This is a genomic window from Amycolatopsis antarctica (assembly GCF_002262875.1).
In the GTDB taxonomy this organism is placed as follows: Bacteria; Actinomycetota; Actinomycetes; order Mycobacteriales; family Pseudonocardiaceae; genus Amycolatopsis; species Amycolatopsis antarctica.
The window spans coordinates 1-24,114 of record NZ_NKYE01000031.1 but is presented as its reverse complement, the minus strand read 5'-3'; the positions used below and the strand labels follow the sequence as shown (position 1 = coordinate 24,114).

The 24,114-nt window shown below is 73.3% G+C and carries 7 protein-coding genes; all 7 read right to left on the bottom strand.

Annotated features, from left to right (window positions below):
• Nucleotides 1–1,117, bottom strand: a 1,117-nt coding sequence (locus CFN78_RS30020; protein WP_276307385.1) for a beta-ketoacyl synthase N-terminal-like domain-containing protein, incomplete at its 3' end; no start/stop codon positions are given.
• Nucleotides 1,081–6,651, bottom strand: coding sequence for a type I polyketide synthase (locus CFN78_RS30015; protein ID WP_094866343.1), 5,571 nt, complete (start codon nucleotides 6,649–6,651; stop codon nucleotides 1,081–1,083). The genes CFN78_RS30015 and CFN78_RS30020, both read right to left, overlap by 37 nt.
• A gap of 16 nt (nucleotides 6,652–6,667) precedes the next feature.
• Nucleotides 6,668–13,120: a type I polyketide synthase gene (locus CFN78_RS28090; RefSeq protein ID WP_094866342.1), complete on the bottom strand. Its 6,453-nt coding sequence runs from the start codon at nucleotides 13,118–13,120 to the stop codon at nucleotides 6,668–6,670.
• Nucleotides 13,117–17,739: a type I polyketide synthase gene (locus tag CFN78_RS28085; RefSeq protein WP_133116502.1), complete on the bottom strand. Its 4,623-nt coding sequence runs from the start codon at nucleotides 17,737–17,739 to the stop codon at nucleotides 13,117–13,119. Before CFN78_RS28085 ends, CFN78_RS28090 begins: the two co-directional genes overlap by 4 nt.
• Nucleotides 17,740–17,905: 166 nt before the next feature.
• Nucleotides 17,906–19,090, bottom strand: a complete 1,185-nt coding sequence (locus tag CFN78_RS28080) for a cytochrome P450 (RefSeq protein WP_094866340.1) — start codon at nucleotides 19,088–19,090, stop codon at nucleotides 17,906–17,908.
• A 31-nt stretch (nucleotides 19,091–19,121) separates the two neighbouring features.
• A complete protein-coding gene (locus tag CFN78_RS28075; protein ID WP_094866339.1) occupies nucleotides 19,122–20,300 on the bottom strand; it encodes a cytochrome P450 in 1,179 nt (392 codons plus the stop codon).
• Nucleotides 20,301–20,359: 59 nt separating this feature from the next.
• Nucleotides 20,360–23,833: an SDR family NAD(P)-dependent oxidoreductase gene (locus CFN78_RS28070; RefSeq protein ID WP_165777734.1), complete on the bottom strand. Its 3,474-nt coding sequence runs from the start codon at nucleotides 23,831–23,833 to the stop codon at nucleotides 20,360–20,362.
• Nucleotides 23,834–24,114 lie beyond the last annotated feature (281 nt).

Genomic DNA, 24,114 nt, shown 5'->3' with positions numbered 1-24,114 from the left:
GCCCCGCCAACCCCCGACCCATCCCCAACCACTGACTCCCCTGACCAGAAAACACAAAACACACCCCACCCCCACCCGCCACACCACGAGCAACCTCAACCCCACCCAACAACACCGAACGATGCTCAAACAACGAACGCGAACACACCAACGACCAACCCACATCCACAGCAGACCGACCATCCACATCAGACAGAAGGGCCGCGGTCTGATCCCGCAGCGCCGCCGCGGACCGGGCCGAGACCGGCCAGGGCACCACCGCCGGCGTCACCGTCGGAGCGGCCTCCGGGGCAGGCCCCGGAGTCGGAGCCTGTTCGAGAATGACGTGGGCGTTGGTACCGCTGATCCCGAACGAGGACACCCCGGCCCGACGCGGGTGGTCGGTCTCGTGCCAATCCCGCTCGGCGGCCAGCAATTCCACCGACCCGGCCGACCAGTCCACTCGAGAGGACGGCGCGCCTGCGTACAGGGAGCGGGGCGCGGTGCCGTGCTGGAAGGCCAGGATCATCTTGATCACTCCGGCGACTCCGGCAGCGGCCTGGGTGTGCCCCAGGTTCGACTTCACCGACCCCAGCAACAACGGCTCGTCCCGTCCCTGCCCGTAGGTCGCCAGCAGAGCCTCGGCCTCGATGGAGTCGCCGAGCAGCGTCCCGGTCCCGTGTCCCTCCACCACCTCCACCTCGGACGGGGCCACACCGGCGTCGGCCAACGCGGCCCGGATCACCCGCTGCTGGGACGGCCCGTTCGGCGCGGTCAACCCGTTCGACGCACCATCCGAATTCACCGCCGAACCCCGCACCACCGCCAACACCTCATGCCCATTGGCCACCGCATCCGACAACCGCTCCACCACGACGACACCGACGCCCTCGGACCAGCCGACGCCGTCGGCCTGCTCGGCATAGGACCGGCAGCGGCCGTCGGAGGACAGCCCGCCCTGCTTGGCGAACTCGACGAACGAACTGGGGTTGGCCATGACGGTGACCCCGCCGACCAACGCCAGCGAACACTCACCCGACCGCAACGCCCGCACAGCCAGATGCAACGACACCAACGACGACGAACACGCGGTGTCCACACTCACCGCCGGACCCTCCAACCCCAAGCTGTAAGCCACCCGGCCGGACACCACACTGGGCGCGCTGCCGGTGCCCTTGTGCCCGTCGAACTGCGGGCCGAGGGCGAGTAGTCGCTGTACATGACACCGGCGAACACACCGGTCCGACTCCCACGCAACGACCGCGGATCAACCCCAGACCGCTCCAACGCCTCCCACGACACCTCCAGCAACAACCGCTGCTGCGCATCCGTCGCCATCGCCTCCCGCGGCGACATCCCGAAGAACCCCGCATCGAAATCACCCGCGTCATACAGAAAACCGCCACGACGGGCCGGCTCGCGCAACGCGGCCACGTCCCAGCCACGGTCGGCGGGGAACTCACCGACCGCGTCCACACCCTCGGTGACCAGCCGCCACAGGTCCTCCGGCGAACGCACCCCACCCGGGAACCGGCAACCCATGCCGACCACGACGATCGGGTCGTCCTCGCGCGGGGCGAGAGGAAGGTCCGGGACGCGCTCGTCGTCGGAGCCGAGTAGTTCGGTGAGCAGGTGCTCGGCGGCGGCGGTGGTCGTCGGGAAGTCGAACACCAGGGCGGTCGGCAGTCGCAGTCCGGTGGCCGTGGTCAGCTCGTTGCGTAGTTCGACGGCCATCAGCGAGTCGAACCCGAGATCGCGGAACGGACGGTCCCGGTCCACCGCGGTCGGGTCGGCGTGTCCGAGCACCGCCGCCACCCTGGCGAGCACCAGTCGCTCCAGCAGCGCGAGTCGCTCCGGCGCGGGCAGGGCCAGCAGCCGATGGGTCAGGTCGTCGACCACGTCGGCGCCACCGGCCGCGACCCGGCGGCGCACCCCGGCCAGCTCGCGCAGCAACGGCGGCGGCGCGGGGTGGGCGCGGAGCGCGGTCAGGTCCAGCGGCGATACCAGCAGCGCGCCCGCACCGGCCGTGACGCGGTCGAACAGCGCCATGCCCTCGTCCACCGGCATCGGCCGGAACCCGTCCCTCGCCGCACGCTTCCAGTCCACATCGGACAACTCGTCGGTCAGCCCGGTCTCCCAGGCGCCCCAGGCCAGTGACAGGCCGGGCAACCCGGCGGCGGCGCGGCGCTCGGCGAAGGTGTCCAGGAAGGCATTGGCGGCGGCGTAGTTGGCCTGGCCCGGCGAACCGTGGACGCCGGCGGCCGAGGAGAACAGCACGAACCCGGCGAGATCCTGTCCGGCGACGGCCTCGTGCAAGTTCCAGACGGCGTCCACCTTGGGGGCCAGCACGGCGGCAAGCCGTTCGGTGGTCAGTGACTGCACCACGCCGTCGTCCACGACGGCGGCGGTGTGCACGAGCGCGGTCAGCGGGCGGTCGGCGCCGGCCTCGGCAACCAGCGCGCGCGTCGCCGCCGGGTCGGTCAGGTCGCGGGCCACCATCCGCAGTTCCGTCCCCACGGCGGCCAGCTCGGCGATCAGCTCGGCCGCGCCCGGGGCGTCGGGGCCCCGGCGGCTGGCCAGCACCAGCGACCGGAAACCCTGGCCGGCCAGGCGCCGGGCCAGCTCACGGCCCAATCCGCCGACGCCACCGGTGATCAGGACGGTCCCCTGCCGGTCCCAGGCCCTGCCTCCGGTCGGCGCGGGGGAACGGCGCAGCCGGGCGACCAGCACTCGACGCTCCCGCACGGCGAGCCGCGGCTCGTCACCGAGCAGGTGCGGTCGAGCCAGTTCGACGGCGTCACCATCGTCGGCAGAGTCGGCCACCAGCAGACCGAACCGGCCGGGGTGCTCGGCCGCGGCCGAGCGGACCAGGCCGCCGACCGCGGCGGCGGCGAGATCCGGCCCGTCGGGAATGCGGAACACCAGCCGGGCGCCGGCGAAGCGCTCGTCGGCCAGCCAGTCCCGCACCAGGCCCAACACCTGGCCGGTCCTGGCGTGCACAGTGTCGGGCTCGGTCCCGCCGGCTACGTCCACCAGCAGCACTTCCGGGACAGGGTCGGGCACGGCCGCCACGCCGTCCCAGGAGAGGACCACCGGAGCGGGGCCGGTCGCGGCGGGCGCCGGAACCCATCGCACGGCGAACAAGGCGTCGACCGGGCCGGCGCCGGTGGTGGCCTGGTCGGCGGTGCGCATGGCCACCGAGGAGGCGGTGAGTACCGGGACCCCGGCGGTGTCGGCGACCGCGAGGGCGAATCCGCTCTCGCCGTCCGGGGTGATCCGCACCCGCAACGCCGTCGCGCCGCTGGCGTGCAGCGCGACGTCGGTCCAGCCGAACAGCAGCCTGCGTCGGCCGTCTCGTGCCGGGTCGACGAACGGCACGGCGTGCATCGCGGCGTCCAACAACGCCGGATGCAGGCCGTAGGCCGCGGCGTCCCGGACCTGTTCGGGCAACTCGACCTCGGCGAACAGCTCCCCGTCGCGCCACCAGGCCGCGCGAAGGCCCCGGAAGATCGGGCCGTAGTCGAAGCCCGGCTCGGCGGCGCGCCGGTAGAAGTCGGTCACGTCCAGCTCGGCGGCACCGGATGGTGGCCACTGGTCCAGCGTCGGCGCGGCGGGGCCGTGCTCCCGGTCGAGCTGCCCGGTGGCGTGGGTGGTCCATTCCAAGTCCGGGACGTCAGCCGGGCGGGAGTAGACCGCGACCGGCCGGGAGCCGCCCGCCTGCTCGCCGCCGACCCAGACGTGCAGCCGAACCCCACCGGTGTCCGGCAGTGCCAATGGCGCGAGCAGGGTCAACTCGGCGACCCGGTCGCACCCGACCTCGTCGGCCGCCCGGATCGCCAGCTCCAACAGCACGGTCCCGGCGACGAGCACCTCGCCGTCCACCACGTGGTCGGCCAGCCATGGCTGGGTGGCCACCGACAACAGGCCGGTGAACAGCACGCCGTTGGAGTCCGCCATGGTCGCCAACGCGCCCAGAAGCGGGTGCCCGGCCGCCTCCAGGCCGAGTCCGGCCGCGTCGCCGCGCCGGGCCGTCGTCGCCGGCCAGAACCGTTGGTGCTCGAACGGGTAGAGCGGCAGGTCCACCACGGACGCGCCCCGGTCGGCGTAGAACGCCGCCCAGTCCACCGGAGCCCCGGTGACGTACAGCGCGGCCAGGGCGCGTGCGGCGGTGGTCTCCTCGGCGACCCCCTCGCGCAGGACAGGCGTCGCGGCCAGTTCCGGCTCGGTGTCACCGACGGCCGAGCACAAGGTGCCGTCGGGTCCCAGCTCCAGCACGCGGCGCACGCCCGCGGCGCGCAGCGCGCGCACCGCGTCGGCGAAGCGCACCGGCTCCCGCACCTGGCGCGTCCAGTACTCGGCCGTGCCCATCGAGAGCTCTCGATCCACAGTGGACACAATAGGAATTTTCGGCTCGGCAAAAGAGATCCCGGCCAGCTCGGCGTCGAACTCGGCGAGCATCGGCTCCATCAGCGGCGAGTGGAAGGCGTGACTGGTCCGCAGCCAGGACAACTCGACCGAGCTGTCCTGGAAACGCTCGGCCACCGCGGCCACCGCGGCCAGCTCACCGGAGACCACCACCGAGCCGGGGGCGTTCACCGCGGCCACCGACACGCCGTCCGGCAACAGCGGCGCGACCTCGTCCTCGGCCGCCCGCACCGCGAGCATCACGCCACCGTCCGGCAGCTCCCGCATCAGCCTCGCCCGTACCGAGACCAGCCGGCAGGCGTCGGGCAGCGACAGCATCCCGGCCACGTGCGCGGCGGCTATCTCGCCCACCGAATGACCCACCAGCAGGTCCGGACGCGCTTCCCAGGATTCCAGCAGCCGGAACAACGCCACCTGAAGAGCGAACACCGCCGGTTGCGCCAACCCGGTGTCGGTCAGCCGATCCGGGTCCGCGCCCCAGACGACCGACCGGACCTCCTCCCCCAGTTCCCCCAGCTCCGCCAACGCCGCGTCGAACGCCTCGGCGAACACCGGGAACCGATCATGCAGCTGTCGCCCCATACCCAGCCGTTGCGCGCCCTGCCCGGAGAACACGAACGCGGTCTTTCCGGCGACCACGGCGCCACGCACGACGGCGGGATCGGACTCGTCCTGGGCCAGCGCGGTCAACCCGCGGCGCAGCGCGGCCGGGTCCTCGGTGAGCAGGACGGCGCGCTGCTCCAGCGCGGCCCGGGTGGTGGCCAGCGAGAACCCGACGTCGTGCGGGGCGTCCAAGGCCGGATGATCGAGCAGCCGAGCGGCCTGGCCGCGCAAGGCGGACGGGGTCCGCGCCGAGAGCGGCACGGCAGCGATCCCGGGCGTGCCGGTGGCCGGCCCTGCCGGCTCCTGGGCCGGGGCCTGCTCCAGCACGACGTGGGCGTTGGTGCCGCTGATCCCGAACGAGGACACCCCGGCCCGACGCGGCCGACCGGCATCGGGCCACTCCCGCTCGGCGGCGAGCAGCTCCACCGCCCCGGCCTCCCAGTCCACGTGCGGGGACGGATTCCCCGCGTGCAGCGACCGGGGCGCCACGCCGTGGCGCAGCGCCAGCACCATCTTGATCACACCGGCGACACCGGCTGCGCCGAGCGTGTGCCCGAGGTTCGACTTGACCGAGCCGAGCAACAGGGGCCGCTCGCGGTCCTGGCCATAGGCTCGCAGCACGGCCTGCGCCTCGATCGGGTCGCCGAGCCGGGTTCCGGTGCCGTGCGCCTCGAGGACGTCCACGTCCACGGGTAACAGCCGGGCGTCGGCCAGCGCAGCCTGGATGACCCGCTGCTGGGCAGGCCCGCTGGGGGCGGTCATGCCGTTGGACGCACCGTCGGAGTTGATCGCCGAGCCGCGCAGCACGGCCAGCACCTGGTGACCGTTGGCCAGCGCGTCGGACAGCCTCTCCAACACCACCACGCCGGCCCCTTCGGCCCAGCCGACTCCGTCGGCCTCGGCGGCGAACGCCTTGCACCGGCCGTCGGCGGCCAGACCGCCGTGCTCGGCGAACTCGGCGAACTGGTCGGCGTTGGACAGCACAGTGGCACCGCCGGCCAACGCCAGCGAGCACTCGCCGTCGCGCAGCGCGCGGGCCGCCAGGTGGAGCGCGACCAGCGAGGACGAACAGGCGGTGTCCACCGACACCGCCGGACCCTCCAGGCCGAGGTGGTAGGCCACTCGCCCGGACGCGATGCCGGGACGGCTGCCCATGCCTTGGTAGCCGCGGAAGTCCTCCGGGTCGAGCAAGGCGCCGTAGTCGCTGTAGACGACCCCGGTGAACACCGCGGTCCGGCTGCCGCGCAGCGACGTCGGGTCCATCCTGGCGCTCTCCAGCGCCTCCCAGGACACCTCGAGCAACAGGCGGTGCTGGGCGTCGGCGGACATCGCCTCGCGAGGCGACATGCCGAAGAAGGCCGGGTCGAAGTCGGCCGCCCCGGTCAGGAAGCCGCCGACGCCCGGCTCGACGGGCCCCCAGCCGCGGTCCGCGGGGAACGGGGACACCACGTCGCGCCCCTCGGTCACCAGCCGCCACAGGTCCTCCGGCGTGCCGACCCCGCCGGGGAACCGGCAGCCCATTCCGATCACGGCGATCGGCTCACCGCGCCGCTCCTCCAGCTCCCGCACCTGCGCCCGCGCCCGGCGCAGGTCCACGGTGACCCGGCGAAGGTAGTCAACGACCTGGTCCGAGTCCTCGCGCATTTCAGCCACCACCCCGTCAGTCCTGTGTGGAGAAGTTGTCGTCGATCAGTTGGAACAGGTCGGTCACGGACACCGTGTTGATGTCCTCCTCCGACGGGCCGGCGGGCTCCCGCTCGGCGTCCCGGCGCAGCCGTGCGGCGAGATCCTCCAGCCGGCGCAGCGTCTCGCCACGGTCCTCGGCCGTGGTCGGCCGGGCCAGCGCCGCCTCCAGCCGGGTAACCGCGTCGGGCAGCGTCGTCGACGCCGCCGGTTCGTGGTCGGCGTCCACCAGGTCGAGCAGATGCTCGACGACGGCCGAGCCGGTCGGGTGGTCGAACACGAGGGTGGCGGGCAGCGGGCGGCCCACCGCGGCGCCCAGCTTGGTGCGCAGCTCCACCGCAGTCAGCGAGTCCACCCCCAAGTCACGGAAGGGACGGTCGGAGTCGACAGCGTCCGGGTCGGCGAACCCGAGCACCACCGCCACCTGCCGACGCACCTCGGCCGACAGCACATCCCGGCGACCGGCGCGGTCCAGCCCGGCCAGCCGCCCGGCCAGGCCGCCGGACGACCCGACGACCTCGGCGGCGACCCGACGGCCGGCGGTCGGGCAGATCCCGCGCAGGATCGCCGGCAGGTCCTCGCGGGCCCGCAACGCGGCCTGGTCCACCAGCATCACCACGGTCAGCGCGGCGTCGGTGCCGACCGCGAGGTCGAACAGCGCCAGGCCACGCTCCAGCGGCAGGCGGCGCTGGCCCTGCCGCTGAATGCGGGCGCGGTCCACATCGGACATCTCGCCGGTCATCCCGGTGGACTGCTCCCACAGACCCCAGGCCAGCGCCACGGCCGGGAGACCGGCGGCCCGGCGATGGACGCACAGCGCGTCGAGAAAGGCGTTCGAGGCCGCGTAGTTGGCCTGCCCGGCGATGCCGAGCACGCCGGCCACCGAGGAGTACACGACGAAGCCGTCCAGGTCGAGGTCGGCGGTGGCCTCGTGCAGGTTCCACGCCGCGTCCACCTTGGGCCGCAACGTGGTCTCCAGCTGCTCGGCGGTCAGTGTCTCCAGCGTGCCGTCGTCGAGCACCCCGGCGGCGTGCACGACCGCGGTGAGCCCGCCACGGTCGGCGAGGCCGGCGACCAGCGCCCGCACCATGGTCGGCTCGGCGGTGTCGCAGGCCAGCACCTCGGCCCGGCAGCCCAGCGCGGCCAGCTCGGTGACCAACTCGGCGGCGCCCTCGGCGGCCGGGCCGCGGCGGCTGACCAGCGCCAGGCTCCGAAAGCCCTGGCGAGCCAGATGCCGGGCCAGCTCCCGGCCGAGTCCGCCGGTGCCGCCGGTGAGCAGCACGGTCCGGTCCCGGTCCCAGCCGCGCGGAACGGTCAGCACGATCTTGCCGGTGTGTCTGGCCTGGCTCATGTGCCGGAACGCCGCGGTGGCCTGCCGGACGCTCCAGGTCCGGGTCGGCAACGGGGTGAGCGCGCCACGCTCGAACAGCGGGCGCAGCTCGGCGAACATCTCCTGGACCCGGTCCGGAGTCACCTGGGTCAGGTCGAAGGTCCGGTAGACCACGCCGGGTGTCTCGACCGTGCGGACGTCGTTCTTGCCCAGCTCGACGAACCGTCCGCCGGGGCCGAGCAGCCGCAGTGAGGCGTCGACGAACTCCCCGGTGAGCGAGTTCAGCACCACGTCCAGCGGGCGTCCATCGGTGGCGGCCAGGAAGGAGTGTTCGAAGTCCAGGTCGCGTGAGGAGGCGATGTGGTCCTCGGCCACGCCCAGCGCGCGCAGCACGTCCCACTTGCCCTCGCCGGCCGTGGCGAACACCTCCGCTCCCAGCGCCGTGGCGAGCTGGATCGCGGCCATCCCCACGCCACCGGCTCCGGCGTGCACCAGCACCCGATCGCCCTCGGCCAGTCCGGCGAGACGCACCAGGGCGTAGTGGGCGGAGAGGAACGCCGAGGGTACGCCGGCCGCGACGACCGTCGGCCAGCTCGGCGGAACCGGGGCCGCCCGGCGCTCGTCCACCACCGTGGTCGGTCCGAAGCCGTTGGCGGCCAGGGCCATCACCCGGTCGCCGACCGCGAGGCCGGTCACCTCCGGACCGGTCTCGACCACCTCCCCGGCGACCTCGACACCGATACCGCCCGACGTGCCGTGGTGCCCCGCGGCGGCCTCCTGGACCTCGCGGTATCCGAGCGCACCGAGCACGTCGAGGAAGTTCAGCCCGGTGGCGGCGACCGCGACCCGCACCTGCCGCCCGGCCAGCGCCGGCGGATTCGCCTCGACCAGCCCGAGGCCGTCCACCGAGCCGGGGCGCACCACGTCCACCCGCCAGTCCCGGTGGCCGATCGGAAGGGCCAGAGTGGCTGGGTCGGGGACCAGCCGGGCGGTGAGCGTCCGCCCGTCCCGTACGAGCAGTTCCGGCTCGGCTCCGCCCAGCACGTGCGGCAGCGCGGTCGGCAGATCCTCATCGGCGACCAGATCCAGCAGACCGAACCTGCCCGGGTGTTCGGAGATCGCGGTGCGCACCATGCCCCAGACCGCCGCCGCGGCGAGGTCGCCGCCGGTGACGGCGTCGCGGGTGACCACCCACAGCCGGGCTCCGGCGAACCGATCCTCGGCCAACCACTCGCGGAGCAGGGCCAGCACCTGGGCGACCAGCTCGTGGGTGGCGGCGACGACCTCGCCGGCACCGGTGACCGGGGCGAGCACCACCTCCGGCGGGTCGGCGGCCAGCTCGGCGAGGTTCGAGGCGCGCCGGTGGCCACACCCGGCCAGCGCTGCGCCCAGCACCCCGACCTCTCCGGCGTCACGACCCTGACCGGCGACCGGGACCCAGTCCACCGTGTAGAGGCCGTCCGGGCCGGCGGCGGGGGCGTCCGGCGGGTCGGCCGCGGCGTGGTGGGACACAGCCGCGGCCGACACGACCGGCTTTCCGGCGGTGTCGGCGGCGGCCAGTGACACCGCGAGTGTTTCGCCGGCGGTGTCCACGACGCGCAGCCGGGCGCGCAGCGTGCGCGCGCCGGTGGCGTGCAGGGCGACCCGCTCCCAGGAGAAGGGCGTGGCGCCGGGCGGCAGGTCGAAACCGGCGACCAGGACCGCGTGCATCGCGGCGTCGAGCAGCGCCGGGTGCAGTCCGTAGGACCCGGCGTCCGGGACGTCCTCGGGCAAGACCGCCTCGGCGAACACCTCCTCGCCTCGTCGCCACGCCGCCCGCATCCCGCGCAGCGCCGGGCCGTAGTCGTAGCCGTCGGCGGCGAGCGCATCGTAGGCACCGGCGAGATCGATCGCCGTGGCGCCGGGCGGCGGCCACTCCTGGGCGAAGTCGGTATCCACAGCGGTGTCCACGGTCGGGACCAGCACGCCCACGGCGTGCTCGGTCCATCGGGCGTCGGGATCGCGATCCGGCCGGGAGTGCACGGACACCTCCCGCCGGCCGTCTCCGGCGGCGTCATCGGGGGCCGCCACCCGGACCTGGACGCGCACGCCGCCGCGCTCGGGCAGGGTGAGCGCGGCCGTGAAGGTCAGCTCGGCCAGCGCGCCGCAGCCGACCTCGTCGCCGGCGCGCAGCGCCAGCTCCACGAACCCGGTTCCGGGAAACACTGTCCGGCCGCGGTACCGATGGTCGGCCAACCAGGGCTGGGAATCGGCAGAGAGCAGCCCGGTGAGCAACACCCCGGCCCCGTCGGCCAGCTCGACCGAGCCGGCCAGCAGGGGATGCCCGACGGCGGTCAGGCCGAGGCCACCGAGGTCCCTGGGCCTGGCGTGACGCGGAGGCCAGTGACCACGCCGCTGGAACGGGTACGTGGGCAGGTCGACCACGGTGGCACCGGCGAGCTGCCCGGCCCAGTCGACGTCCACACCATGGGTCCACAGCCGCGCCGCCGAAGCGAGCAGCCGGTCCCGGCCGCCGTCGTCGCGGCGCAGTGTCCCGGTGACCAGGCCCGGTACGCCGGCCGCGGCCAGCGTGTCCTCGATCGCGCCGACCAGCATGGTGTGCGGGCTGACCTCGACGAAGCAGCGCCGCCCTTCGGCGACCAGCGCCTCGACCGCGCGCCGGAAGTCCACCCGCCGGCGCATGTTGCGGTACCAGTAGCCGGCGTCCAGTTCGGCGGTGTCCAGCGGGCCGCCGGTGACCGAAGAGAAGAACGGCACGGTACCGCTGACCGGGCGGATCGACCCCAGTGCCGTGACCAGCGACTCGGACAGGACGTCGACGTGGTCACAGTGGCTGGCCCGGTCGATCGGCACCAGCTTGGCCCGTACGCCGGCCGCGGAGTACTCGGCGACCAGCCGCTCCACCTGTTCGGCCGACCCGGCCACGGTGACCGCGGCCGGCGCGTTCACCCCGGCGACCGAAACCGCACCGCCGAGGTCGGCCAGCCGCCGCTCGACCTCGGCGACCGGGGCCAGGACGGAGGCCATCCGACCGGGTGGCATCTGGCGGGAGACAAGCTGGCTGCGCCGGGCCACCACCATGGCCCCGTCAGCCAGGGACAGTCCGCCTGCGACCACCGCGGCCGCCACCTCGCCCTGGGAGTGGCCGATCACCGCGGCCGGCTCGACGCCCAGCTCCCGCCAGGCCGCGGCCAGCGACACCATCACCGTCCACAGCACCGGCTGCACCGTCTCCACCGCCGAGAGGGCGTCGGGGTCGTCGTCGGCCAGCACGTCGGCCACCGACCAGTCCAGATACGGCTCCAGGGCGGCCGAGCAGGCCGCGACCGACTCGGCGAACGCCGGCGAGGACGCCGCCAGCCCGCGGGTCATGCCGACCCACTCCGAGCCCTGGCCGGGAAAGACGAAGACCACGCCGCCGATCCGGCCGGCGACACCGGTCTCCACCCCGAGCGCCTGCTCGTCCGCGGCCACCGCGGCGAGACCGCCGGTCAACTCGGTGAGATCCGAGCCGACCACCACCGCACGATGGTCGAACGCCGAGCGAGTGTCGGCCAGGGACAGCCCCACGTCGGCCGGGCACAGCCGCGCCGCGACCTCGCCGAGCCGGGTGGCCTGCGCGCGCAACGCCTCCGGAGTGCGCGCGGACAACGGCCAGGCGAACGGTCCGGTCACGGCGGGAGTCTCCGGGGCGATCACCGGGCCGGCCGGGGGCGCCTGCTCGACTATCAGGTGCGCGTTGGTGCCGCTCATGCCGAACGCGGACACCCCGATCCGGTGCGGTGTGCCGGTGGCGGGCAGCGGCGCCGGCTCGGTGAGCAGCCGGACCCGGCCGGCCGACCAGTCCACCCGCGAGGACGGCGCGTCCACGTGCAGGGTCGCCGGCAACTCGTGGTGCGTCAGCGCTTGCACGGCCTTGATCACCGCCGTCACGCCGGCGGCGGCCTGGGTGTGCCCGATGTTCGACTTGGCCGAACCGAGCAGCAGGGGCTCGTCCCGGTCCTGGCCGTAGGTCGCCAGCAGCGCCTGCGCCTCGATCGGATCACCCAGCGGGGTGCCGGTGCCGTGTGCCTCCACGGCGGCCACGTCGGCCGGCGTGAGGTCGGCGTCGGCCAGCGCGGCGCGGATCACCCGCCGCTGGGCGTGACCACTGGGGGCGGTGAGCCCGTTGGACGCGCCGTCGGAGTTGATCGCGCTGCCACGCACCACCGCCAGCACGGGGTGGCCGAGTCGGCGCGCGTCGGACAGCCGCTCCAGCAGCAGGACCCCGACGCCCTCGGCCATCGCCATCCCGTCGGCGGACTCGGCGAAGGCCCGGGATCGGGCGCCGACCGAGAGCCCGCGCTGCCGGCTGAACTCCAGCAGCAGCTGCGGGGTCGACATCAGGTTGATCCCGCCGGCCAGCGCCAGCGAGCACTCGCCGGCACGCAGCGCGCGGGTCGCGCTGTGCAGGGCGACCAGCGAGGAGGAACACGCGGTGTCCACGGTCACCGCCGGACCCTCCAGACCGAACAGGTAGGACACCCTGCCGGCGAGCACGCTCGCGGCGCAGCCGGTGAGGGTATGCCCCTCGGTCCCGTCCACACCCTCGACGACCGCCGCGTAGTCCAGACCGTTGGTACCGAGGTAGACACCGGTGTCGGTACCACGCAGCGTGGTCGGATCGATCCTGGCTCGCTCCAGGGTGGTCCAGGACTCCTCCAGCACCAGACGCTGCTGGGGGTCCATGGCCAGCGCCTCGCGTGGGGAGATGCCGAAGAACTCCGCGTCGAACTCGGTGATGCCGTCGAGGAATCCGCCCTCCCGTACGTAGGCGGTGCCGGGCCGGTCCGGGTCGGGGTGGTACAGGGAGTCCAGGTCCCAGCCCCGGTCGGTGGGCAGCGGGCCGATGGCGTCCACGCGGTTGGCGAGCAACTGCCAGAACTGCTCGGGTGACCCGGCCCCGCCGGGCAGCCGGCAGCTCATCGACACGATGGCGACCGGGTCCGTGCCGGTCGCCCGGCGGGACTCGGCGCCCAGCCGCAGCTCTTCGTGCGCCAGGTTCAGCTCCGCGGTTACCCGCTTGAGGTACTCACGGAGCTTCTGTTCGGTGCTGGTCAACTCGTCCTCCGGCTGGTGAGGGAGTCGATGAGGTCGAACAGTTCGTCGTCGGCGGCGTCGGCGATACTGGCGGAGACGGCGGTGTCGGGGTCCGGGGCGGAAGAGTCGAGGTCCAGTTCGGCCAGCAGGTGACCGGCGAGCGCGGCCGGAGTGGGCTGGTCGTAGACCAGCGTCGGCGGCAGTGCCAGGCCGAGCTCGGCGGCGAGGCGGTTACGCAGGTCCAACCCGGAAACCGAGTCGAATCCCAGTTCGCGGAAGGCCCGCTCGGGCGCGGCGGGCTCATCCCCGCGGTAGCCCAGGACGGCCGCGGCGTTGCGCAGCACGACGTCGGTGACGAGTTCGAGACGCCGGGCCGGAGGCTGGCCGGCGAGCAGCTCGACCAGCGCGGCCGGTGCCGGTTCGGGTGCCGGCTCGGGAACCTCGGGCTGGATCCGCTCGCGCCGCCACCTGGCCAGCGCCGGCAGCAGGTCGGCCAACGTGGCGTCTGCGGGCAGGTTCAGGGTGTCGCGCAGTGCGCCGAGGTCACCTCGCTCGACGGCGCCCCAGAACTCGGCGTCGGCCGGATCGGCCGCGCCCGACCTCCGGTCCACGCGCGGCCAGTAATCACGGCGCTGGAACTGATAGGTGGGCAGGTCCACCGGGCCGGCGCTGGACAGGACCAGCGCCCAGTCCAGATCCACGCCGCGCACATGCGCCTCGGTGACCGAGGTGAGGAACCGGCTCAGTCCACCGTCGCCACGCCGCACGCTGGCGACCGCCACCACGTCCAGGCCACGCGCGGCGGCCGTCTCCTCGATGCCCGGGCTGAGCACCGGGTGCGGGCTGGCCTCGACGAAGACCCGGTGGCCGCGGTCGAGCAGCAGGTCTACCACCGCCCGCAGCTCGACCGGTTCGCGCAGGTTGCGGTACCAGTAGTCGGCGTCCAGCTCGACTCCCGCCAGCGGCTTGCCGGTCACAGTGGACACGTGGGTCAGTTCGGCCGGCTGCGGCTCGACCCCGGTCAGGGCGGCGAGGACCTCGGCGCGGGCGGGGTCGACCCCCGGGGAATGCGACGGGTAGTCGATGGCCACGCGACGGGCGACCACCGCGGCCTCGGCGCAGCGCGTCATCAAGCCCTCCAGCGCGTCATCCGGACCAGCAAGAACGGTGGACCGCGGACCGAGCTCGGCGGCGACCGACAGCCGCCGGTCCCAGCCGCCGGCTCGTTCGGCGGCCTCGTCGCGGGGCAGCGCGACCGACACCATGCCACCGGAACCGGACAACGTGTCGGCGATGACCCGGGCACGCGAGGCCACCACCCGGGCGGCGTCGCGCAGCGACAGTGCGCCACCGACACAGGCAGCCGCGATCTCGCCCTGGGAATGGCCGACGACCGCGGTCGGGCGCAGGCCGTGCGCCTCCCAGAGCCGCGCCAGCGACACCATCACCGCCCACAGCGCCGGCTGCACCACGTCGGCACGAGCCAGCGCGGCCTCGTCGGCGAGCACGTCGATCAGCGACCACTCGACGAACTCGTCGAGGGCGGCGGCGCACTCGGCGAACCGAGCGGCGAAGACCGGCGAGTCGGCGAGCAGCTCGCGGGCCATACCGGTCCACTGCGAGCCCTGCCCGGGGAAGACCAGCACCGGACCGGCGGTGTCGCGCACCGGTTCGGTGGCGGCGGTGACCAACCCGGGGTGCGGCACACCGGCCGCGAGCGCGTCCAGCCCGGATGTCGCCTGGTCGCGATCGGCGGCGAGGACCACCGCGCGGTGGTCGAACATCGACCGGGTCGCGACCAGCGAGTGGCCGACCTCCGCCAGCGACTGCTCGGGATGGGCCGCGAGATGCTCACGCATGGCAGCGGCCTGGGCGCGCAGCCCGGTCCTGGTCGCCGAAGAGACGGTCAGCGGGACCGGCTCGACGGTCGGAGCGGGAACGCCGGTCGCGGCGGCCCAGTCCACCTCCACTCCGGACAGCCACAGTTCGGCGAGCAGGTCCTCCACGGTCTGTCGGGCAGGGACGTCCCGGTGGCAGGCCGCCAGGACCCTCGAGCCCGGCGCGAGCAGCCTGCGCATCGGCTGGGCCAGCACCGGGTGCGGGCCGATCTCCACCACCTGGGCATCCGCCGGCAGCGCGGCGGCCACCTCGGTCAGGCGCATCGGCTGGCAGGTGTTGCGCGCCCAGTACCCGGCGTCGAGCCGGGTACCCGGCAGCGGACCTCCGGTGACCGTGGACAGGAACGGGATGGTGCCCTGCCCGGCGCGCAGGCCGGCCAGCTCGGCGACCAGGTCCGGGGTGATGGCCGCCAGCTCGGTGCTGTGCGCCGGGTAGTCGATGGCCACCCGGCGTACCGTCGCCCCGGCCTGTGCCAGATCCCGTTCCACCTCGACGAGCGCGCCGGTCGAACCGGACAGGCAGGTCCAGTCCTCGGCGACCGCGGCGGCGATGCTCAACCGACCGCGCGATATCCGGTCGGCCGCTGCCGCCGGCAAGTCGCAGACGATCATCGAACCGCTCCCGGAGGCGCGCTCGGCCACCAGGCGGGACCAACGACCGATCAGCTCGGCACCCTGGTCCAGGAAGAGCGCGCCAGTGGCGACGGCGGCGGCGACCTCGCCGACGCTCTGCCCGAACACCACGTCCGGGCTCACCCCCCAGGCGGCCAGCAGCCGGGTCAACGCCACCTGCACGGCGAACAGGGCCGGCTGCACCACATCGGCCCGGTCAAGCCGGGGGGCGAGCAGCTCGTCGAGCACCGACCAGCCGGTCACCGGGGCCAGCGCGCGGTCCACGTCCTCGATCGCGGCCCGGAAGACGGGTTCGGCGAGCAGGCCGGCCCCCATGCCGAGCCACTGCGCACCGTGGCCGGAGAAGCAGAACACCACCTTCGGCCGGTCGCCGACCTGTGCCACCCGGGCGGTGGCGGCCGGGTCACCACACCCGTCCAGCCATGCCACGGCTCGGTGGTGGCCGGGCCCGGGTGACATCGGGATGTCGCCGGCGGTGCTGACCGCGGCGAGTCGTGCGCGCAGGGCAGGCTCGGTGTCCGCGGCGACGGCGAGCAGCCGCCGACGGCGGTGTGGGGCCTGTTCAAGGGCGACGTGCACGTTGGTGCCGCCGAAACCGAAGGCGCTCACCCCCGCGTAGCGCGGACCGACCGGCCAGCTCTGCCGCTCGGTCACCACGGCCAGCTTCTGTCCGACGAAGTCGATCTCGGGGTTCGGTCGGTCGAAGTGCAGGCTGGCCGGCAGCTCGCCGTGGTGCAGCGCGAGGGCGGTCTTGAGCACACCCAGCACTCCCGCGGCCGGCTCCAGGTGCCCGAAGTTGGTCTTGGCCGAGCCGATCCGCAGCGGCTCGGTCCGGCCGGGACCGAACACCTCGCCCAGCGCCGAAGCCTCGATCAGGTCGCCCAGCGGAGTTCCGGTGCCGTGGGCCTCCACATAGGACACCTGGTCGGTCCGGACGCCGGCCTCGGCCCAGGCCGTGCGCAACACGTCCACCTGGGCACGCGGATTCGGCGCGGTGAGCCCGTTGGACGCGCCGTCGTTGTTGACCGCGCTGCCGCGCAACACCGCGTAGATCCGGTCGCCGTCGCGCAGCGCGTCGGACAACCGGCGCAGCACCACCACGCCGCACCCCTCGCTGCGCACGTACCCGGCGGCGTCGGCGTCGAAGGCGCGGCACTGGCCGTCGGGATTGAGCCCACCGAACTTGGTCATCGCCACGGTGGTGTGCGGATGCAGCATCAGGCTGACCCCGCCGGCGAGCGCGATGTCCGACTCGCCCCGCCGCAGGCTGTGCGCGGCCAGGTGCACCGCGCCGAGCGAGGAGCTGCACGCCGAGCCGACCGAGAGCACCGGTCCCTGCAGTCCCAGAACGTAGGCGATCCGGGACGGCACGATCGAGGTATCCCAGCCGACAGCCGAATGTGGTCCGATACCGGCCGGATCTGCCCCGGTGGCCAGGTGGTACTCCTGCCACATCGTGCCGAAAAACACGCCGGTGCGGGTGCCGGAGAGTGCGGCCGGGACGATCCGGGCGTCCTCCAGCGCCGCCCACACCACCTCCAGCGCGATCCGCTGCTGTGGGTCCATCCGTTCCGCCTCGGCCGGGGAAACGCGGAAGAAAGCGGCATCGAATCCCGTGATGTCGTCGAGGAATCCGCCACGGTCGGTGGTGGTCTTGCCCGGTGCGCTCTGATCGGGGTCGTACCACTCCCCGGCGTTCCAGCGGTCCGCCGGCACCGTCCCCACAGCGTCCACTTCGGACCGCAGCGCCGCCCACAGTCGCTCGGGCGAGTCGATCCCACCAGGCAGTCGGCAGCCCATCCCGACGATCGCCACCGGTTCGGTCGCGGGGTTCGCCGATCGGGATGCCCGTCCGGCCGGGGCCCGGGGCGATCCGTCGGACAGGAACTCTGCCAGCGTGGCGACCGTGGGGCACTGCCACACCGCCCAGGACGGAACCTCCGCGTCCAACCGCTCGCCGATCGCGGCGGTCAGCCGGGTCAGGCCGACGGAGTCGATCCCCAGTTCGCGCAGCGGGACGTGCACCGCCACCGAGTCCGGTTCGACGCCCAGCACCGTGGCGACCGCGTCTCGCACACCCTCCAGACACTCGCGAGGACCAGCACGCACTCGACCCACCTCGTTCTCGTCGTCGCCTGATCTCGAACGTACGAAGGGCAAACTGCGTTTTCCCCTAGGGTTCCGGCGTCCGGGCCCGGACGTGCTCCGGCCGCCGAGGTCGGATTCGCCGATGCCGCAATGGTTTTGCCGATCGCCGGTCAGCCCCGCCGGGCGGTCACCAGCTCACGTCGATGCGCTCGGGCAGCCCGCCGGACAGTGCGGCCCCGTCGCCGGTGGCCAACTCGGCGTCCAGCGTGGGACGCAGACCGGGCAGCCGGTCCAGGATCGCGCCGAAGGCGGTGGTCAGCAGCATTCTGGCCAGTGGTGCGCCGAGACAGGTCCATACCCCGTGGCCGAAGGTCAGGTGCCGGTTGGGCGCGCGCCCGATGTCGAACCGGCTCGGTTCGTCGAACGACCGTCCATCCAGGTTGGCCAGCGTGAGGTCGAGCAGCACCAGGTCGTCGGCCCGGATGGTCTCACCGGCGATCTCGATGTCGGCGCGGGCGTAGCGGGGCAAGCTCAGGCTCCCGGCGACCCGGAGCATCTCCTCCATCGCCCAGACCAGCCGAGTCGGTTCGCGGCGCAGCAGCTCTCGGTCGGCCTCGTGACGGGCCAGCAACAGCAGTCCGTAGTCGATCTGCTTGACCGTGGCACCGAAGCCGGCGAACTGGAGCACCATGGCGATCTGGCCGATCTGCTCGTCCGGGGCTCCGGTCGCGCACAGTCGGGAGATCAGCGAGTCGTCCGGATTCGCCCGCTTGGCAGCCGACAGTTCACCGACATAACCGAGCAGCGGCGCGACCTCTCCCGCGACACCTCGGCTCATCACCTCTACGCACCGCGCCCGTTCGGCCTCGGGAGCGCCCAGCACGTCGGCGATGGCGGTGAGCACCAGCGGCGCGGAAAAGTCGGCGTGCAGGTCGGCCGGCGGGCCGGCGGCAACCAGCTGGTCGATCAGCTCGGCCGCCACCGCCTCCACCCCAGGCCGCATCTGTTGCATCCGCCGCGCGGCGAACTGCGGTTTGAGCGCGTCGCGTAAGCCCTGGTGCAGGGCGTCGGCCACCTGGTGCTGGTCACTGGTGACCTGGTCGTAGCCGGGATTGCCGGCATACCGTGCTCGGTTGCCCGGGTCCGGATGGGACCGGCCGATCCGCTCGTCACGGAGCAGTTCACGCACCTCGGCATGCCCTGTCACCAGCCACGCCTGGTCACCGGCCGGAGTGCGCACCCGACGAACCGGGGACGGGTCGCGCGGGGGCGCGAGATGCGGGCAGGCCCGGTGCGCGAAGGGCTCGTCGGCGGCGAGCAGTACACCGGCCAGGGACTCGGCGCCGGTTTCGGTTCCGGTGGATGTGGTCATCGTGATATCGCCTCCTCGACGGGGCTGCCGGTCACCAGGCGACCGGCAGCGCGTGCAGGCCGAACAGCGTCCCGTCGTGTTTGAACGGCAGGTCGGCGACCGAGGTGGCCAGCCGCAGGGTGGGGGCCCGCTGGAACAGGGTCCGGTAGACACAGGCCATCTCGGCACGCACCAGGTTCTGCCCCAGGCACTGGTGCACGCCGTAGCCGAAGCCCACGTGGCCGCGGGCCGAGCGCCCCGGATCGAACTCACGTGGACAGCCGAAGACCGTCTCGTCGTGGTTGGCCGCCGCGATCAGCGGCATGATCCCCTCGCCGGCCCGCACGAGCTGGCCGCCGATCTCCACATCGTCGACCGCGGTGCGCATGGCCACGAGGTCGGCCACCGAGTGGTACCGGATCAGCTCCTCGATCACCCGCTCGTCGCCGATCCACTCCGGATTCTCCACCAGCGTCATCACGCCGAGCGCGATGTTGTTCGCAGTGGTCTCATGTCCGGCGATCAGCAACAGCATGGCAACGCCGGTCAGCTCCTCGGCACTGAGCACCTCGGTGGCCAGTATTCGGCTGACCAGGTCATCGGCCGGCCACTTGCGCTTCGCCGCGACCAACCGCCCGATGTGCCGACGCAGCTGCCGGACCGCCTCGGTCCGCTGGCCCTCGGTGCTGGCCGCGAGGTTGACCAGGATCTGGGTCCTGGACTCGAAGAAGTCCCGGTCGGACTGGGGCACACCCAGGATGGTGGCGATGATCCGGGAGGGCACCGGCAGCGCGAAGTCCGCGACCAGGTCGGCCGAACCGTCCCTGGCCAGCAACTCGTCCACGCAGTCGGTCACCACGGACTCGATCACCGGCTGCCAGGCTCGGATGCGGCGGACGGAGAACTCCGGGATGAGCACCCGGCGGAACCTGTCGTGCTCAGGAGGGTCCAGGCCGACGAACCAGCCGGGAATCTCGTCCTGGGTCGGCACACCACCGGTCGGCCCCACCTTCGGGAAGCCGGGGTTGGCCGGGTTGGCGCTGATCCTCGGGTCGGTCAGCACGGCGCGCACGTCGGCGTGCCGGGTCACCAGCCACACCGGCTGTCCACTGGGCAGCTGGGTGCGGGTCAACCCGGTCCGGCCACGAAACCCGTCGTAGACCGGCGGCGGAAAGGGCGCTCCCGGTTCACGCAGCGGGAACGGCACGATGTCCTGGTCAGTGCTGGTCATCGACGAACCCCGTTCGGTCAGTTGGTTTCCAGGCTGACGCAGCAATTCTCGATGAATCCCTAGTTCTGGTCGCTCGTGCTCAGAGCCGGCTCGGTCAGGGTCTGGACCATCCAGGACTCCAGCGCGGCGGCGGTCTTGTCCGCGTCCTGCTTGGCCAGCGAGTAGTGGTCGGCCTCCAACGGGCGCACGAGGTCCCCCGGTCCGACCAGCTCGCGCTGCTCGGGTGGCAGCTCGCCGTCCGTGCCGCAACGCAGCAGCAACTTGGGCGCGCTGGTGGGGTGGAGCACCATGGTCGAGAGCCGGTTGAGCCACAGCGCCATGGCCAGCAGCCGGGTGCTGTCGTTCATCCCCTCGTGGTCGTCGGAGTGGTCCATGGCCTGCTCGACCATGCCGACGTAGTCGGTGCGTTCCCCGACGGAGTGGCGCAGGCTCAGCGTGTCCAGCATCGCCACACCCTGCGTCCGGACACCCCAGTCGCGTTCCAGCAGGCCGGCCACCGCGGCGGCGATCACCCCGGCGCTGGAGTGTCCGACCAGGACGAACGGACCGCCGTCTCCGGCCTCCAGCACGCTCTCGGCGACGACCCGGATGGCGACCTCGGCCGTGGCCGGCAGACTCTCCCCCGGACCGAACCCGGGTAGCGGCAGGGCGAGCACCCGCCGGCTCCCCCGGAAGTGGTTGGCGATGTTGACGTACTGGTGCACTCCGCCATCGAAGACCGGCGAGCTGATACAGATCAGGGTCGGCTCGGCGGTCCCCTCGGCCAGTACCCTCGCGGCCGGCAGTTCGGGCAGCTCGGCCGGATTGTCGAAGGTGGGGCGCAGCGCGGCTACGGCCTTGAGCATCGCCAGCGCCTGCACCGGCTTGCCCTCCCGGACCGCCTCGACGAACATCCGGCCCACCGAGTCACCGCTTTCGTGGGCGACGGCGGCCTGCTCGCCGTAGTCCTGCTCGCCGATCCGGTCGGCGAGTTGGCCGTGTAGCCAACGGGCCAGCCGGACCGGGGTCGGGTGGTCGAAGACCACGGTGGTGGTCAGGCGCAGCCCGGCCGCGTCGGCCACGGCGTTGCGCAGCCGCACGGCGAGCAGCGAGTCGAACCCCATGTCCAGGAACTCGCGGTCGGGTTCGACCGCGGTCCGGTCGGGGTGCCCGAGCACGGCGGCGACATGCCCGACGACAAGTTCGCGCAACACCTGCTCACGCTCGTCCGCCGGACGGGCGGACAGCCGCGCCAGCAGATCGGCCGGGTCGGCGGCCGGGTCGGCGGCCGCGGCCCGGCGTCGCGGCGGGAACAGCCCATGGAACAGCGGCGGCAGTTCACCGGCCTGATCCGGGTTCGCAGTGGTGCGCAACGCCAGCACGTGCGGACAGTCGGCGGCCATGGCCGCGTCGAACATGGTCATCCCCTGGTCGGGGTCGATCAACGCGAGGCCGGGCCCGCCGGCCCGGCGGTCGGTGTTCATACCGAGGTCCGCCCAGGGCCCCCAGCCGATCGACACCGCGGGCAGGCCGACCGCGCGCCGGTGGGCGGCGAGCGCGTCCAGGTAGGCGTTGGCGGCGGCGTAGTTGGCCTGGCCGGGGCTGCCCATCGCGCCGGCGAGGGAGGAGAACAGCACGAACGCGGCCAGCGGCAGGTCGCGGGTGGCCTCGTGTAGATGCCAGGCCCCGTCGGCCTTGGGGGCCAGTACCGCGTCCAGCCGGTCCGAGGTCAGCGTGTCGACCAAGCCGTCGTCGAGCACCCCGGCCGCGTGCACCACCGCGGTGAGCCCGGTGATCGATCCGACCAGGGCGCGCACCGCGTCCCGGTCGGCGACGTCACAGGACACCACCGACACCTCGGCGCCCCGTTCGGTCAGGTCCGCGGCCAGCTCCGTCGCGCCAGGAGCATCGGGACCGCGCCGGCCGGCCAGCACCAGCCGGCGCTGGCCGCGCTCGACCAGCCGGCGGGCGAGCAGCCCGCCGAGCCCGCCGACGCCGCCGGTCACCAGCACCGCGCCCTCGGAATCCCACGGGGTGGCGCCGTCCTCAACAGGATGGAGTGGGGCCAGCCGGGCGACGAGCACCGTGTCGTCGCGGATCAGCAGCTGGGGCTCGCCGGCAGGCAGCTCGGCCGGCAGCCGCGCCCCGGGAGCCAGGTCGACCAGCACGAACCGTCCGGGGTGCTCGGCCTGGACGGAGCGGACCAGGCCCCATACCGCGGCGGCGGCCAGGTCGGTTCCGGCGTCCTGGGCGACGCCCCGAGTGAGCACCAGCACGCCGGTCCCGGCGAACCGGTCGTCGGCGAGCATCCGGTGCACCAGCTCCAGCACACCGGTGGTGGTCGCACGCACGGTGGCCGGGTCACCGTCCCCGCCACCCGAGACGGGGACGACCACCACCGGCGGCGCGGTGTCCCGCGACAACAGGGCCGGCAGGTCCCGAACGCGCTCGGCCTCAGCCGGGACCGCAGGATCGTCACCGAGACAGACCCAGGCGTCGACCGGCGCGGCCGGCTGGGTCGGCACGTCGACGGGCGTCCATTCCAGTCGCAGCAGGCCGTCGGAGCGGACGGCCGGTCGGGCCGAGGCGGCGCGCAGCACCAGCGCCGCGGTGGAGAACACCGGCGTACCCCGCGGATCCCAGGCGGCGAGTTCGACGCCCTCCGCGTTCGGAGCCCAGCGCACCCGGAGCACGGTCGCGCCGGCGGCCCGCAGCCCAACCCCGGTCCAGGAAAAGGGGAGCAGCCCCCGGCCGGACTCGCCGTCGACGAAAGCGGCGGCCTGCACCACGGAGTCCAACAGTGCTGGATGGATGCCGTAACCGGCTCCGTCGTCGCGGGCCGATCCGGGCAGCTCCACCTCGGCGAAATGCTCGTCGCCGCGCCGCCAGGCCGACCGCAGCCCCTGGAACACCGGGCCGTACACCGAGCCGCCGGCGGCCAGGTCGGTGTAGAAGTCGCCCAGCTCCACCTCGACGGCACCGTCCGGCGGCCACTGCGGTGGCGCCGGCGGAGGCGGCGGCGCGCCGGGAGCCAGCAGACCGACGGCGTGCTGGGTCCAGTCGGCGGCCGGGGTATCGGCGGGGCGGGAATGGACCCCCACCTCCCTGGCGCCATCCGCGTCGGGCGGACCGACGAGGACCTGCACCGCGACCCGGGAATGCTGGTCCAGCGGCAACGGGGTGGGCAGGGTCAACTCCACGAGGTGGTCACAACCGACCTGTTCCGCCGCGCACAACGCGAGTTCGACGAACCCGGCCGCGGGGAAGACCACCGAGCCGCGAACCGCATGGTCGGCCAGCCAGGGCTGAGTCCGCAGGCAGAGCCGGCCGGTCAGCGCGACCCCGCCGCCGGCGAGGCCGACCGCGGCGCCGAGCAGCGGGTGGTTCGTGGCGTTCTGGCCGAGCCCGGCCACGTCGGTGAGGTTGCCCGGACGGGGCCAGTAGCGGGAACGGTCGAAGGCCTGGGTGGGCAGATCGACCGGTTCGGCCTCGGGCAGGAGTGCGGTCCAGTCGATGTCCACACCGGACACATGTAGCTCCGCGGCGGCCCGCACCACTGCTTCTTCTTCCGCAACATCACCACGCACACTGGGCACCACCAGGACCTCAGGCGCCGTCTGAGCAACCGCAGCACTCAACGACCTACCAGGACCAATCTCGACGAACCGCGTATTCCCGCCATCAGCCACGGACCGCACCGCATCGGCAAAACGCACCGGCCGACGCACCTGAGAAACCCAGTAGTCCACCGTCGCCATGTCCATTCCCAGCTCCACCGACGACACCACCGGAATCACCGGATCAGAAAAAACCACCCCACCCAACGCATCCCCGA

Bases quoted from the DNA above. Each gene is read 5' to 3' on its own strand.
- CFN78_RS28075 (WP_094866339.1), bottom strand. From the start codon at position 20,300: ATGACCAGCACTGACCAGGACATCGTGCCGTTCCCGCTGCGTGAACCG.
- CFN78_RS28080 (WP_094866340.1), bottom strand. From the start codon at position 19,090: ATGACCACATCCACCGGAACCGAAACCGGCGCCGAGTCCCTGGCCGGT.
- CFN78_RS30015 (WP_094866343.1), bottom strand. From the start codon at position 6,651: ATGCGCGAGGACTCGGACCAGGTCGTTGACTACCTTCGCCGGGTCACC.